This is a genomic window from Propionimicrobium sp. PCR01-08-3 (assembly GCF_030286045.1).
Taxonomy (GTDB): domain Bacteria; phylum Actinomycetota; class Actinomycetes; order Propionibacteriales; family Propionibacteriaceae; genus Brooklawnia.
The window spans coordinates 2,634,774-2,649,893 of the sequence record NZ_CP127390.1 but is presented as its reverse complement, the minus strand read 5'-3'; the positions used below and the strand labels follow the sequence as shown (position 1 = coordinate 2,649,893).

The following is a 15,120-nucleotide window of genomic DNA, read 5'->3' as shown; positions in this document are numbered from 1 at the left end:
TAGTTGCCAGCAAGTTGCCAACGGGGTCCCGGATCGGGCGCCATATCGGCTGGCCAGAGCGGTTTTGGTGATCTGGAACGCCCCAGGCCCGCAGCTTTGACCAGGTGATGCGCGACTCGCCCGGGCTCCACAAACTTGGTACGCGCGGAATACAAAGATACGCACGGAGCTTCGTGCGCACGCTCGCATTTCGTGCGCACGAATGGGAAACATCCCTGGGTCGGACTCACTGCGGCACCGCGACAGAGGACTCGGGCTAGACCGACAGCGAAATCGAGCGCACCTTGGCCAGGCTCTCGGCCGGACCGTTCAACTGCACCTGCGCCGCAGACTCGCGTCCGAACAGCCACAGCAGCAGCTCACCGGGCTCGCCGGTCACCGTCACCGGCGCGGGTCCGGTGGCCACGACCTGCTGCTGATCGGTGGCCTTCTGGTCGCGAATGCGTTGCAGGATGATGCCCACCTGGGCTCGGCGCAATCGCATGCCCGCACTCGAGGTGACGATCTCCCACAAGGCGTCGTCGGTTTCGGGCGGCAGCACCCTGGGGCCGACGGGGTAGGGGCCGCCACGCCGCAGGTCCTCGTGATGGACGAAGAACTCGGCGCTGTTCGCCTTCGCGTCCACCCAACCGATGCGAAACGGGCTGATGCCCGAGGGCCCCTTGGCGACCAGCGCGACCAGGTCGTCGAAACTCATCTGCGTCATCAGCTTGGCCATATGTGATTCGGCCGTATTGAGGAAGGGGACGAACATGCCCAGGGCGCCGATCGGATCGGATTCGCGCATCCGCAGATGGGCCGCCAGATGATGAGCCGTCCATCCCTCGCACAGGGTCGGCGCGTCCGGGCCCAGGGTCAGCATCAATTCGCACAGTTCCCGGCGTTCCGACCGGGCAAGAGTCTCAGTCATATCCCGCTCCTTATCGCTGTCTCCATACTGGCACGGACTTCCCAGACCAGATCCGGGCGCAGGCGCGGGCAATTTCTCGGACGCGGAAACTGCGCAGCGTCCCCTCTGGCCTTACGCTTGATCATGTTCCAGCTTGGACTCCGTCGCTGCCCACCCGGTCACCGGGCGCGCGCCCCGCGAGTTCAGGCGTTGGCCGGTCTACGTTGGAGGACGCATGAATTTGGAGAAGGTCGTCTTCGGCTTCTTCATCACCTTCGCCGCCGCACTCAATTTCGGCTTCTTTCTGGGCCAAATCGACGACGTCACCGTGCACAACGGTATCGAGCTGGCGGCCGCTCTGGTGACCAGTCTGGTTGCCACGGTCCTCAAATTCGGCGACCGCACTCAGCTGGGCGCGATTCACCTCGCGACCAGCCTGGTCGCCGACCTGCAGCTACTGATAGCCGCCGGAATGTGGGTATGGGCCGGGCAGGTCGCCGTCAGCGGCATGACCGGCGCGCACATGTCCGTGGTGGTGTCGCTGTCCGGCGGGGCGCTGCTGGCCAATGTCGTCTCCGTCGTGCTGATGGTCAGCGAGATCATCCAGGTGCGGCGCTGAATCGAGCGAGATGCCCCCGATAAATTCAGCTCAACGGCAGACCGAGCTGAGCGACGTCTTCTATCTCATCCTGCGCAGGATGAGATTTCCGTTCCTGCTCATCATCGGCGTCTATACCTTCTGCGCCGCCGGGCTCGCGCTGATTCCCGGCACCGACCCGGCGACCGGCGAGCCGGGCTCGCCGATGAGTCTCTTCGACGCGTTCTACGTCGTCAGCTTTACTTCCACGACCATCGGATTCGGCGAGGTGCCGCACCCCTACAACGCGATGCAGCGGATGTGGCTGACCGGAACCATCTATATTTCGGTGGCGGCCTGGTCGTACTCGCTGGTCAACGTGCTGGCGCTGCTGCAGGACAAGGGCTTCCAGAATGCGGTGCGGATCGCCAACTTCACCCGGCACGTCAACCAGATCCGTTCGCCCTTCTACATCGTGTGCGGAATCGGTGAGACCGGACGAATGGTCTGCCACGGGCTGGATCATCTCGGGCTGCGGTTCGTGGTGCTGGAGATCAACGACGAGCGTCTCCAGGAACTGCGGATGGAGGACTTCAGCGTCGATCCGCCGAGCGTCCGGGCGGACGCGAAAGATCCCACGCTGCTTCGCCAGGCCGGCCTGATGAACCCGAACTGCCGGGGTGTGGTGGCGCTGACCGACGACGACCCGACCAACCAGGCGATCGCGGTCAACGTGCGCCTGCTGGCGCCCCGGGTGCCGGTGCTGGCCCGGATCCGCGACACCGAGACCGAAACCCACATCGGCGTGTTCGGCGGCGATCTGGTGATCAATCCGTTCGAGCAGTTCGCGGAATCGTTGGCGGCGGCCATCACGGCGCCCGAGCGCTACCGGCTGCGCAATCTGATCACCGGGTTGCCGGGGTCGGTGATCACCGTCATCGACCCGCCGCCCAAGGGCCATTGGATCATGTGCGGCTACGGCAGATTCGGGCACATGATGGCCGAAGAACTGCGCTCGGTCGGCATGAGCCTGACGGTGATAGACGAATTGCACTTCGGCGATCCGGGCGTCGACATCAAGGGCAGTGGAAGCAAATCCGAGGACCTGAAAGCGGCAGGCATCGACACCGCGGTGGGGCTGGTCGCGGGCAATGCGTCCGACCCCAAGAATTTGTCGATCGCGGTGACCGCGCGGGCGCTCAAACACGATCTCTATGTGGTGGTGCGCCAGAACCAGATGAAGAACACCCCGCTCATCGACGCGTTCGACGAGAATCTGCTGATGGTGCCGAGCCAGATCGTGGCCAGGGAGTTTCTCGCCCGGATCACCACTCCGCTGCTGAACCGGTTCTTGAGGCTGATTCCGCAACACAATGAGGCGGAATGCGCCGACCTGCACCGGCGGCTTTCGTCGCTGAACCCGGGCCACTACCCCGAGATCTGGGATCTGACCATCAAGCTGAGCCGGGCCCCGGCCCTGATGGACCTGGTCAATGCCGGCGGGCGCTTCACCGTCGGCCACCTGCGGGCCGACCCGTTCAATCGTGGACGCCGGCTGGCGATGGTGGTGCTCTTGGTGCGCCGCGCCAACAAGAACATCCAGCTACCGGACGATGATTTCGTGCTGCGTTCCGGTGACCGGATCCTGCTGGCCGGATCGCTGACGGCCAAGCGGCACCTCGACCTGATCCTGCGCAACGCGAACACCTTGAACTATGTGATGACGGGCCAGGAGTCCAACGGGGGCACGGTGTGGCGGTGGCTGACCCGCAATCATCCGCCGGCCATCGTGCCGCTGCCCGGTGAATCCGAATGTCTGCCGCCGCTCGAGCACGAGACCGAGTCGCTGGAGGCGGCGTCCGACCCCGATGGAGAGGGCGCCGGTGGCAAAGCCGATCCTCCGGTTGGCTGAGTTCGGGCCGTGCGGGATGCGGGTCTCCACGTGGCGACCTGGGCCCGGCGCGGGCTAACGGTGGATCGCGGTCAGTCTGATCGACTCCCAGTGAGCGTCGATCGCGCCCCTGTGTCCTGTCATGAACTCGTCCACCTCGGCCTTGTCGGCACGTAGCTTCGGGTCGTGGTCGAGGTAGAACTTGGTCTCCCGGGCGATTAGGCCGCTGCAGATCAACAACCCGATCAGGTTGGGCAGTGCCATCAGCCCGTTGGCGATGTCACTGAAGGTCCAGACCAGGCCGAGTTCGGCGGTGCAGCCGACGAAGACGGCGAGTGAGAAGACGATTCGGTAGGGCATCACCCAGCGGCGTCCGAGGAGCTTCTCTATGTTGCGTTCACCGTAGTAGCACCAGCCCAGGATGGTCGAGTAGGCGAACAGAACCAGCGAGATCGTCACGATGTAGTGGCCCCAGGTGACCCTGAGGCCCGCGTCGAACGCCTGTCCGGTCATGGTGGCCGCCAGATCCTTGCCGCCCTGCCAGGTGCCGGTGGTGACGATGACGAGCCCGGTCATGGTGACAACGATGATCGTGTCGATGAAGGTCTGGGTCATCGACACCAGACCCTGGCGCGTCGGATGGGCGGTCTTGGCTGCGGCCGCCGCGATGGCCGCCGAACCCATGCCCGACTCGTTCGAGAAGATGCCGCGCGCGGTGCCCATCTGCAACGCGATGATGAAGGCACTGCCCGTGAAGCCACCCGCTGCGGCCGTGCCGGTGAACGCCGTTCGGAAGATCTCTGCGAAGGCCGCTGGGATGGCAGCGGCGTTCATGCCGAGCAGAATCAGTGCCGCGACGACGTAAACGGCGATCATCACCGGGACCAGAGCGGAGGTCACCTTGCCGATCGATTGGATGCCACCGATCAAAACCAGGACGGTTACGGCGACCATCACCAGGCCGGTGACCACCGTCGGCACACCGAACGAGCCTTCGATGTTGCCGGCGATCGAGTTGGCCTGGGTGCCGTTGCCGATGCCAAAGGCCGCGATGGCGGCAGCAATGGAGAAGAAGGTGGCCAGAAACGTGCCGAACTTTCCGCCGATCGCATCTTTCAGGTAATACTGCGGACCACCGGTGATATCGCCGCGCTTGTCACGATGGCGAAATCGCACCGCCAGAAACGCTTCGGAGTACTTGCTGGCCATGCCGAGCAGACCGGTCACCCACATCCAGAACAGAGCTCCCGGCCCACCGATGGACAGCGCGGTCGCGACGCCGACGATGTTGCCGGTGCCCACAGTGGCGGCCAATGCGGTGGTGAGGGCCTGATACTGCGAGATATCCCCATCGCGCGAATCCGTGCCATCGTCCGATCGCTTGATGAAACCGAGCCATAGCGCTGAACCCAGCTTACGGAACTGGATCCCGCGAAGCCTGATAGTCAGCCATAGGCCGGTGCCGAGCAGTAGAGGGATGAGGCAGAAGGGCCCCCAGACGAAGCCATCAATGGCGTCCAGGATCTCGGTGAGGCGTTCCATGTGCGTTCTCCGGTCGAAGCAGGCCGATGTTGATGACGCCGAGTTTGCACGAACATTGTTACGCGCGCGCAACAGTCCCGAGCACGGAACGTTACGGCTCCGTCAGCTCCCTTTAGCTATCCATGCGCAGCTGTGACACCGTCTGCTTGACGGCATCGATGAGCATCAGGGCGTCCATCGAGTAGGTGACCGAGTCGAAACCCTGGGCGAGACGGTTGGCGGCATCTTGGGGTGTGGTGCCATAGATGAAGGAGGATTTGCCCTGGTCACGGCACAGTTGCTGCACCTTGGCGATCGCCTCGATGTGTGCCGGGTTCGCGAAATCACCCGGACGCCCCAACGCACCGGATAGGTCGAAGGGGCCGACGAAGATGCCGTCGATGCCATCCAGCGCGACGATCTCGTCGATATCGTCCAGGCAGCCGAGGGTTTCGCATTGCGGGATCAGCATGGTCTGCGCGTTCGAGACCTGCATGTAATTGTCGAGTCCGGCGGCCGCATAGTCGTCCGTCCAGTAGTGGGTGCCGGGCGTGGGTGCGATGCCGCGTTCGCCGGTGGGAAAGTACTTGCCCCACTTCACGATCTCGCGGGCTTCGTCGATGCTGCGCACGTTGGGGATGACGATGCCCATCGCGCCCGCGTCCAGCATCTTCAAGATGGACGCGCGGGATGAATCCTTGACGCGGGCCAGCGGCGTCAGACCGGCGGCCTTGGCGGCCCGGATCAAATTGAGCGAGGTCTCGACATCGTAGGGTCCGTGCTCGGTGTCGAGGATGACGTAGTCGAGCCCACCGTAGGCCATGCATTCGATCGCGGTCTGGTTGCCCAGCTGGAAGAACGTGCCCAGTGGATGCTCGCCGGCCTCGATCATCTGCTTCACCTTGTTGCGCATCGCATTCTCCGTTCTTCCTCGCCGAATCTCCGGAACTCTCGTGTCGCGGCCGCTGCGCCGCGCTCACCGCCACCAGATTAGCGGGGTACATCCGACCGTCCGTGCGAAACCTTCCGCGATCAACGCAAGAGAGCGATCTGTTCGGTGGATCGGGACGCGGCGTCGCTTCATTGCGGAAGGTTTTGCACGCAATAGACCGGCTACTGGCCTATTTGGTGCGCTGCTGCGGCAAGTGCAGCTTGTGTGAGTTCAATTACCTCCCGGGGGTCGTGCCAGATCGTCTGTGGAGTGAACTGCAATACTCGCCAGCCATCCGCGATGAACCAGTTCGCGCGTTGGCGGTCCCTTTCGAAGTCTTCGAGCTTCGAGTGATATTTGCGCCCGTCCACCTCCACGACGAGCTTCAAGGCATCGAACGCAATGTCGGGGATCACCGTGCGACCGGCACAAGTAACTTTCCTGTTGCCCACCCACCCGGTGATCTTGTGCTGGCGATAAAGGACCTGCAAGTCCATCTCAGGTACTGACCAAGGGTTTCCTGCTGCGCGTGTCAGGCATTCTCGGCGAGTTGTGGATCCGTTTCTTCCTGCGAGTAGTTCATTTGCCAAGGTCAGGGACCCGAGCGTGACGGTTCGGGTCCGAAGCGCCTCGCATAGGCCCTTCCAGTTTCCCATCGTGGCCATATCTAGAACGGTCAATTCAGGGCAGGTGATGGCGGCCGTGCCCCAGTTCGCGCGGAGCTCTGGTGGGACCTTCAGTCGGTGGAGCCGGACGATCTCAGGGTTGCTTCCTGCCTTCTCGCCTGCAAGATCAATTATCTCTCCGGGACAGTCTGGCCAGAACGTCACTCGGGCCGCCGACGCTCCCATCAGCACATGTCGCGGACACCATAGGTGCGCAGCATGCGCGCGGACCAGGGGGTTATCGGCCAAGGTTGCAGCCGTTAAGATACCTGGGCATAGCCGAACGAGTTTGCCTGCGGCGACTGCCCGAGTGAGTTTGCCCCGTGATTCCGGATAGCGTGCCACGGCAATTACTCCAGCGCCTTCTCTCAGCGCCTCGTCAATATTCATGCCTGAATGATTGTCAACTCGCCTTCGGATCGTTCAGAACTCCTTCTTCCTGTGGATAACTGGCTGAGCTACTGCTCTCCTGTGCAAAACCTTCCTCAATCGAGGCGATCGACAGATCGGCCCGGTGAAACGGTGGGCAGAGGCTATTGGTCGCGGAAGGTTTCGCACGGTAGCTCCCGATAACCCAAGGGGGTGCAATCGTGCGGCAGTGAAGGAGACCGGACGCAATTTGCGGCATCCGGGCAGCGTCCTACTCGGTACTCTGGTGGCAGCCGGTGGGCCTTGGACCGGACGATGTGCCCGGGTGCACGACAGGAGAGACTCATGCCAACCACAGCACGCACCGACCGCCATGGTTCCGGAACCGACCGTTGGGCCAGGGCCCGCAGGTCGGCAGTCCTCGTGGCCGTGCTCTGCGCGGTGGTGAGCGGGCTGGCCGGATGCACATCGGGCCCCGACTTCACCCAGGTGACCGTCAGCCGGGTGAACCCCTGGATGCCCGCCGACAACGTGTTGTGGGAAGTCAACGGAACTTCGGTGAAACGTACCCAGAGCGAGCCGGGCGACGAGCCCGGGTCCGCCACCAGTTCGTCCGTCAGCTATGAACTGGCGGACGAACGGGCCTTCCTCCAAGCGGTAAACCGCTTCCTCGACGCCGACGACGAGGCCACCTGCATGGACGCCACCGAATACTCGGTGGTGGCCGCCGACGCCGAAGGAACCCAGCACGGGAGCATGCTGCAGTACTGCGACGGCAGGGAGAAATACATCGACGACCTGATGAATGCCCTCGGCAGCGGCGAAGACTGATCGACCTGTCCGCCGGGGAACGAAGCTCAGAAGACCAGCAGGGCGGCCGCCGCGAGCACCGAGGTGAGCAGGGTCAAAATGTCGAAGGTGCGCTGCTTCACTCGTCCGATGACCTTCATCCCGATCAGCGCTCCGACGACGACCACCGGAATCAGGATCAACGCGGTGGTCAGCACCCGCGGCGTGAAGAGGCCCAGGGCCCCGGTCAGCGGAGTCTTGGCAAGGTTCACGATGAAGTAGAACCAGGCCGAGGTGCCCAGGAATCGCAGCTTGTCGACCTTCGACACCTGCAGATACAAGGCCATGACGGGGCCCGCGGCATTCGCCGCCATGGTGGTGAATCCGCCGGCGACTCCGGCGCCGATCGTGACCAGCCGGGGCGGACGCGAATTATCGCCCGCGGACGGCGGCTTGCGGCGGGCACTCACCACCAGCTGGATGAGCACCGAGATCAGCAGGATGGCACCGATGGATCTGCGCAGCACCAGGTCGTCCACCATCCGGATGAAAAGCGCACCCAGCAGCAGGCCGGGCACCACCGAGGGCAGCAAGCCGCGCAGCATCTGCCAATCGGCGGTCGTCCGGTAGCGCAGCACGGCGATGATGTCGCCGGTGATCAGCAGCAGCAGCGCGGCCGCCGTGGACTCCTTGGTCGGCATGACCAGCGCCATCAGCGCTACGGCGATCGACCCGAGGCCACCGAAGCTGGTCTTCGCGATACCGATGATCAGCGCTGCGGCAACCAGCGGTATCCACTCCATCACGATCTCCTCCGCGCCCCACGAACCGGTGGCGTCCTTGTTGGGAACTGCTTCAAAACGCGAACCAGTCGTCCAAACTCATGCGCAGCCTGAGGGTGCGCCACGATGGCCGACCGTTTTCGGCCCGCAAGGAGATTACTCCACCGGCTCCGCGTCCGGACGATCGTCTTCGCCCTCGATCGGCCGAGGCGTTCCGAGCTCATCGAGGCCAGGAGCGGTCAGGCCGGCAGCCGAATCCGGGGCATCGTCTACGCCGGCCGGGGGAGCATCCTGCGCACCCTCATCGGTCAGCGAATCGTTCACCACCGAATCCCGGTAGGTGCCCGAGAGCACCCGGTAGGGCTTCGATGTCAGCGCCAGCCCGGTGACGATCAGCCCGATCACACCTGCCAGCAGGAAGGCCAGCGCCATGCCGCGGGTCGAACCGGAGCCCAGCAACCAACCCAGCTGGGCGCGTCCGGCATCGGAGTTCATGAAGGGAATCAGCCAGAACTCGGCGATCGGTCCGATCGCCAGCGTGCTCAGCGGTGCGGCGGCCAATTCGATGGCCATCGCGAAACCGAAGACGCGTCCCTGCCGGGCGAACGGGACGACCTTCTGCAGCACCGTCTGCTCGGAGGCCTCGGCGAAGGTCACCAGCCCCATATAGATGAAACAGCCCACCGCGAGCAGCGGAATCGACTCGCGGATCGGCATCACCATGCCGACGACCCACATCACGATGTTCGCGAGCAGCAAGGTGCGCACCGGGTTGGAGCCCAGGCCGGTGCGGGAGATGATCGCCCCGCCGAGCACGAACCCGATGCTGCAGACACCCCACAAGATGCCCCACGCCTGCACCGGCATCAGCTCGAGGCCGTAGGGGTCGAGCAGCGCCATGTAGATGCCGCCGAGCAGGTTGTTGAAGGTCGAGAAGATCACCAACGCCATCAGGCCGGGAATCTCCCGGGTCATCCGGAATGCCTGCACGAAGTCCACTTTCGCCGGTGCTCCCTCGGCATGCTGAATGACCGGTTCGTTGATCTCGATCGTCCGCAGATGCAGAGCGGTCGCCGCGACGATCAGCACCCCGGCGCCCAAGATCACGCCCATGCCGAGAAAACCGACGGCCAGCCCCGACACCACCGAATTGAGCGCAAACCCGAGGCCCTGCACCATCCCGACCATTCCGTTGGCCTTGGGCCGGTCGGTTGCGGGCACCAGCATCGTCACGCAGGTCGCCAGCGCCAGATTGCGTACTGACTCCACCAGAGCACCGGCCAGCAACACCAGCAGGAAGACCCAGAAGAACGGACGCCCAAGGTCCAGCAAGGTCTCGGACGGCACGAGCCAATACAGCAACGCGCCGACCGCGAACGCCGCGGCCGTGCAGATCGTGGCGCCGGTCATCACCGTCTTCTTGCGGACGCGGTCGATGAGCGTGCCGAACGGCACGCTGGTCACGGCGAGCAGCAGCATGTAGGAGCCGCCCAGAATCGAGGTGACGAGCACCGAACGCGATTCCAGGTACGCCCAGAACGTGAAACCGAACCACACCATTTGGGTCGTGATGTTGGCCAGCAGGGTGTTGAGCAGCACCCGTTTGAAGGTGCGCATAGTTCTCCCGTCGAGTCAGCAAACAAAGAAAATTGGACGCCCGAACTCGATCGTCCGCAGGTAGATCTTCGGGCTCAGGTCAGAAGCACGAGAATACCTGAGCCCACAAACTTCACTGATTCAGCTGCTCGAAGCGGTGCGCCCAGGCCCCGCTGATCGGGTTGGCGTCGGCCACCAGAGCGTTGAACCGGGCGTCGGTGATGTCGCCGATCTGGGTGATCGACTTGGCCAGCTCGCGTTCGGTGGAGCTCTCGACCCGACGCCAGCCCGCCGTGACCAACTGCTTGGTGGAATGCACATTGGCCATGGCCGCCACCCACGGCATGCCGTGGCGCTCACGGTAGGCCTGATCGACCGCCAGCATCGCCTCGCGGTCCTGATCGTCCAGCCGGTCGAGCGCGAGGGTGCTGGTCTCTTGGATCGCCTTGATGTCATCGCCGGCATGATCGGGATCCATCAGCAGGTCGATGATGTCGTGATACGACTCGACCAGTTCGCGCTGCCTGTCGGTCGGTGCGGTCAGCACGACATGCTGGAATGCCTCGCGCAGCTCGGCTGCGTCCGCGAATGGACGAAGGCCCCAGGCCTCCTCGATCGGCCAGCGCACCGGGAAGAGTGGCGAGAAGACCTCGACGAATTCGTCGTGGTCGAGCGCGTTGATCTGCGACAAGGTGATCGCCTTGCCGTCCTTGACCGCCAGGTCGGGGCCATCGGTGTTGCCGGTGTGGAAGAACAGCAGATTCAACAACACCGCGGTGAGCGCGCCGATCGTCACGCCGGAGCCGAGCAGGATCTGCGCCCACCCGGGCACGGCCTCGGCGATGCCCGGCTGGAAGGTGACCAGCATGGCCAGCCCGACCGAGGTCGCGACGATGACCGCGTTGCGGTTGTCGTGCAGGTCGACCTTGGCGAGGGTCTGGATGCCCACCACCGCGACATTCGCGAACATGGCGATGGACGCTCCGCCCAGCACCGGCGCCGGGATCGCCGCGACGATAGCGGCCGCCTTGGGCAGCAGGCCGAGGATGATCATGATGGTGCCGGCCGCGGTGACCACCCAGCGTGACTTCACCCGGGTGAGCCGCACCAGCCCGACGTTCTGCGCGAAGCAGGTGTAGGGGAAGGAGTTCAGAATTCCGCCGAGCATGGTCGACAGGCCATCGGCGCGCAGCGCCGCGGCGACATGGTCAGGAGTGACGCGTTTTCCGACGATCTCACCGGTGGCGAAGACGTCGCCGGTGGTCTCGACGGCGGTGACGGCCATCACGATCAGCATCGAGACGATCGCGGCCAGCGAGAACTGCGGGATGCCGAAGAAGAACGGCGTGGTGATGCCGATCGGTGCGGCGTCGCCGACACCCGAGAAGTCGGTGTCACCGAACGCCCATGCGGCGAGGGTGCCCGCGACCAGGCCGATCAGCACGGCGATGGTGCCCATGAATCCGGAGAAGAGTCGCTGCACGAGAATGATCAGCAGCAGTGTGCCGCCAGCGTATCCGAGGGCCTTCGGCAGCATCCCGGGATCGCTGGTGCCCCAGCTCACCACGTCGTTGGACGCCACCGACAGCAGCGTGGTGCCCATCACCGTCAGCAGCGTTCCGGTGACCACCGGCGGGAAGAACCGCAGCAGCTTCGCGAAATAGGGGGCGAGGAAGAAGGTGGCCAGCCCTGCGACGATGATCGACCCGTAGATCGTGGCCAGGCCTTCGGTGCCGCCACCCGCCGCCAGGCCGATCGCGATGATCGGCGAGACGGCGGTGAAGGTGACGCCTTGCAGCAGCGGCATCTTGACGCCGACCTTGCGTCCCAGGCCCGCCGATTGGATGATCGAGGCGATGCCGCAGGTGAACAGGTCGGCATTGATGAGGTGAATGGTGTCCTGCGCGGACAGGCCGAGGCCCTGCGCAATCACCAGCGGCACGATCACCGCGCCGGCATAGAACGCCAGCACATGTTGCAGGCCGAGGACGGCGAGTTTCGGGGTGGGTGGCACGGCGTCCACCGGGTCGATGAGTGGTTTGTGGGCGGCAGGAGCAGTCACGGACACGTGCATATGTTAAGTGCCGCCCGCCGGAACATGGCACTCGGGTAGTCGTTCTTGCCGCAAGTGGCCGCTAACGGGTGCGCTTGTAGGGGGTGTACCCGAAAACCGGCTCGAGATCGGCGACGAGCACCATCGCCTGGTGCGGGGCCAGCGTGAGGGTGATCGTCGCGCGGTGGGCGGGCACGTTGGTGCCGCTGAGCAGGTCGGTGAGATCGGAGAGATCCATCAGCATCGACTCGGGCACCAGAACCGTTTCGGTGACCTCGTCGGACGACGGGTTGGCGACCACGAAGACCGCCTCGCCGATGTGGTCGGTGTGGCGCTCGAAACCGATCAACCGGTCGGTCACCAGCCAGCGGATATCGCCGACGCGAAGCGCTCGGTGCTGCTTCCGGATCGAGATCAACCGGTGATAGAGCCGCAGGGTCTGGTTGGAGCCTGCGACCAGATCCCAGCGCATCGGGGCCCGATTCTCCGGATCGTCGCCGCCGGTCTGCCCGAGCTCGGTGCCGTAATAGATGTTGACGGCCCCGGGCAGGGTGAACTGCAAGACCGTCGCGAGCTCGCGGGCGCGGGCGTCCGGGATCGTGGAGGTGATTCTCGGCACATCGTGATTGTCGAGGTAATTCCAGCACTTCAGCAGATGCTCGAAATCCGAATCGGCGAAGTAGCGCTCCAGCATCGCCTGCATGTGGCCGGCGGTGATCTGCTGGTTGGCGCCCAGCAGCAGGATCTCGCGCAGAGTGAAGCTGAGCACGCCATCGAGGGCCGGGAACCAGCCGGCGGGGTAGTTGCAGACCTCACCCAGGGTGAGTGAGCCGGGCAACTCATCGTGGGCAGCCTGGGTGAGTTGCGCCAGATAGTCCGGCCCGAGCTCGAAGGCCACATCGAGCCGCCAGCCATCGATGCCGTCACGCAGCCAGCCGCGCACCACCGAATCCGGGTCACCCCAGATCTCGCGCTGCACCTCCGGGTTCTCGATCACCAGTTCGGGCAGGTTGACTGCGTTCGCCCAGGCACGGGCGCCACCCGGATAGTCCGGATTGAAATCGAACCAGCCACGATGCGGGTCGTGCTCGTCCGAACTGGCGGCCTTGAAGGCGGGACTGTGGCGTCCCATGTGATTGAAGACGCCGTCGAGCACCAGCCTCATGCCGCGGCCGTGCAGCTTGGAAGCGAGCTGCTTGACGTCGTCGCGGGTGCCGTATTCGGGGCGCACCTTTTTATAGTCGAGCCCGTCGTAGCCGTGGTTCGTCCAGGCCAGGTGGATGGGGCACAGATAGAGCACGTCGGCGCCCAGCTCGGCGACATAGCCGAGGCGGGATTCGAGGCTCGCGATGTCGCCTCCCCAAAAGTCGATCTCGTGCGACCAGACCTGCTGGTCTTCGAGATAGTGCCCTTGGGTCGGGGTTTCGCTCCAATCGCGAAGTCTCTTGGGTGCGGGATAGAGATCCTTCTTGGACGCCAGGTCGGCGCTCGGCGCGAACCGGTCGACGATCACCTGGTAGATCAGCGTCCCGTTGCGCCAATCGGCCTCGCGTTCGTCGTATTTGCTGGTGGGGGCACTGCTGCTGTCACCGTGTTGCTCGTCGGACATGGTTCCACGCTACCTGCAGCCTGCCCGAGGAGGTCTTGATGATGCCTGCGGCGCCGCCCCTGTGCCGGGCCGGGTTCGTCCTCGTCGCCGCCCGGGACCAGCCCCTCGAATCCCCCTATAGGGGCGATAGGGGTTCCGGGCTCATCCCCGATGTTCCCGGTCGCCCGCCGGCGCAGACTCTTACTCGAGACTTCCACTCATCACTTGGCCTAAAGGCCCCGTTGAAAGGCAAGAGCTGTGGCTGACGATATTTTGTCGAACAATGACGTTGAGACCGAGATCGAGGATTCCTTCAATACCGAGACAGAGGTCGAAGTCGAGGACTCCTTCAATACCGATACCGAAGTCGAGGATTCTTTCAACGACATCGCGTCCAATAACGACGTCGAGGTGGACGATTCGTTCAACACTGACGTCGAGGTCGAGGATTCGTTCAATACCGATACCGAGATCGAAGACTCCTTCAATGATGTCGCCTCCAACAATGACATCGAGGACTCGTTCAACACCGAGACAGAGGTCGAGGTAGAGGATTCGTTCAATGACAGCTCGGATAACTCCACCAACGTGGGTATTGCCGTCGAGGATTCTCTGAACGATATCGACGACTCCTACAACGACACCGCTGTGCTCTCGGGCAATGAAGATTCCTTCAATGACGTCGAGGACTCGTACAACGACACCGACGTTTTGTCGAACAACGAGGTCGAAGTCGAGATCGATGATTCCTTCAACGATGTGAGCGACTCCTACAACGACAATTCGACCAATGTCGAGGTAGAGGTCGAAGACTCCTTCAATGAGACGACCGACAACTCGATCCGCAATCAGGACTCGTTCAACATCACCAGCTCGTTCAACACCCAGACACTGAACGACTACTCGTCCACGGTGGGCGTGCGCCAGTACAACGCCGGCTTCGACAGCCTGAACCTCGGCGGCGCGGGCGTCGGCTTCTTCGGCAGAGGCTTGGGCGGCGACACTGACCTCAACGTTCAGGTGGACGCCCGTAGTCTGCAGTTCGATCAGTCGGTCAACCAGGTCATCACGGCCGGCGACGACGTCAACCAGGCCTTCGGCCAGAGCGCGAATGTGGCATTCGGTGACGGCTCGCTCGCGGCAGGCGGCGACATCGGTATCGACAATTCGGTGGTGAACGTGGCCACCGGAGACATCGCCATCGGCAACACCGAGATCAGCACGCAGATCGACGATTCGTTCAATGATTTCTCCGAGCAGTACAACCTCGACCTGGAGATCGAGGATTCGTTCAACGACTACTCGACCAACGTCGATGTCGATATCGAAGACTCCTTCACCATCGACGATTCGTTCACCAGTGAGATCGACGCCACCTACGACAACAGCTTCGAATGGGCGAACAATGGCAACATCTTCAGCCCGGGCGCAGGTGCCACCGGCGGCGAGGGTGAGATCGACTTCTGACC

The 15,120-nt window shown here is 63.6% G+C and carries 12 protein-coding genes; 4 read left to right on the top strand and 8 right to left on the bottom strand.

Annotation, left to right across the window (positions count from 1 at the left end; genetic code table 11):
* Window positions 1-256: 256 nt before the first annotated feature.
* Window positions 257-910: a TIGR03085 family metal-binding protein gene (locus QQ658_RS12285; protein WP_286025124.1), complete on the bottom strand. Its 654-nt coding sequence runs from the start codon at window positions 908-910 to the stop codon at window positions 257-259.
* Between the two features lie 214 nt (window positions 911-1,124).
* Between QQ658_RS12285 and QQ658_RS12280 the strand changes: the two genes are divergently transcribed.
* Window positions 1,125-1,508: a DUF6394 family protein gene (locus QQ658_RS12280; RefSeq protein ID WP_286025123.1), complete on the top strand. Its 384-nt coding sequence runs from the start codon at window positions 1,125-1,127 to the stop codon at window positions 1,506-1,508.
* Window positions 1,509-1,587: 79 nt separating this feature from the next.
* Entirely contained in the window at window positions 1,588-3,378 is a 1,791-nt protein-coding gene (locus QQ658_RS12275; RefSeq protein ID WP_286025122.1) for a potassium channel family protein, read from the top strand.
* Between the two features lie 54 nt (window positions 3,379-3,432).
* Here the strand turns inward: QQ658_RS12275 and QQ658_RS12270 are convergent, their stop codons facing one another.
* The 3 genes from QQ658_RS12270 to QQ658_RS12260 form a co-directional block, all read right to left on the bottom strand.
* Complete coding sequence (locus QQ658_RS12270; protein ID WP_286025121.1) at window positions 3,433-4,899, bottom strand: alanine/glycine:cation symporter family protein; 1,467 nt, start codon at window positions 4,897-4,899, stop codon at window positions 3,433-3,435.
* Window positions 4,900-5,011: 112 nt separating this feature from the next.
* Window positions 5,012-5,791 carry an HpcH/HpaI aldolase family protein gene (locus tag QQ658_RS12265; protein WP_286025120.1) on the bottom strand — a complete coding sequence of 260 codons (780 nt, stop codon included), beginning with the start codon at window positions 5,789-5,791 and terminating at the stop codon, window positions 5,012-5,014.
* Between the two features lie 200 nt (window positions 5,792-5,991).
* Window positions 5,992-6,306 carry an endonuclease domain-containing protein gene (locus tag QQ658_RS12260; RefSeq protein ID WP_286025119.1) on the bottom strand — a complete coding sequence of 105 codons (315 nt, stop codon included), beginning with the start codon at window positions 6,304-6,306 and terminating at the stop codon, window positions 5,992-5,994.
* Window positions 6,307-7,188: 882 nt separating this feature from the next.
* On the opposite strand from QQ658_RS12260, the gene QQ658_RS12255 reads away from it, so the two are divergent.
* On the top strand, window positions 7,189-7,674 hold the full coding sequence (locus tag QQ658_RS12255; RefSeq protein WP_286025118.1) for a hypothetical protein: 486 nt from the start codon (window positions 7,189-7,191) through the stop codon (window positions 7,672-7,674).
* Window positions 7,675-7,700: 26 nt separating this feature from the next.
* Here the strand turns inward: QQ658_RS12255 and QQ658_RS12250 are convergent, their stop codons facing one another.
* The 4 genes from QQ658_RS12250 to QQ658_RS12235 all read right to left on the bottom strand — a co-directional run bounded on the left by QQ658_RS12250 (window position 7,701) and on the right by QQ658_RS12235 (window position 13,672).
* Complete coding sequence (locus QQ658_RS12250) at window positions 7,701-8,435, bottom strand: sulfite exporter TauE/SafE family protein (RefSeq protein WP_286025117.1); 735 nt, start codon at window positions 8,433-8,435, stop codon at window positions 7,701-7,703.
* A 135-nt stretch (window positions 8,436-8,570) separates the two neighbouring features.
* Window positions 8,571-10,031: an MFS transporter gene (locus tag QQ658_RS12245; protein ID WP_286025116.1), complete on the bottom strand. Its 1,461-nt coding sequence runs from the start codon at window positions 10,029-10,031 to the stop codon at window positions 8,571-8,573.
* Between the two features lie 112 nt (window positions 10,032-10,143).
* Complete coding sequence (locus tag QQ658_RS12240) at window positions 10,144-12,084, bottom strand: solute carrier family 23 protein (RefSeq protein ID WP_502928916.1); 1,941 nt, start codon at window positions 12,082-12,084, stop codon at window positions 10,144-10,146.
* 61 nt (window positions 12,085-12,145) lie between these two features.
* Window positions 12,146-13,672 carry an alpha-amylase family glycosyl hydrolase gene (locus QQ658_RS12235; RefSeq protein WP_286025114.1) on the bottom strand — a complete coding sequence of 509 codons (1,527 nt, stop codon included), beginning with the start codon at window positions 13,670-13,672 and terminating at the stop codon, window positions 12,146-12,148.
* A gap of 237 nt (window positions 13,673-13,909) precedes the next feature.
* Between QQ658_RS12235 and QQ658_RS12230 the strand changes: the two genes are divergently transcribed.
* A complete protein-coding gene (locus QQ658_RS12230; protein ID WP_286025113.1) occupies window positions 13,910-15,118 on the top strand; it encodes an RNA-binding protein in 1,209 nt (402 codons plus the stop codon).
* Window positions 15,119-15,120 lie beyond the last annotated feature (2 nt).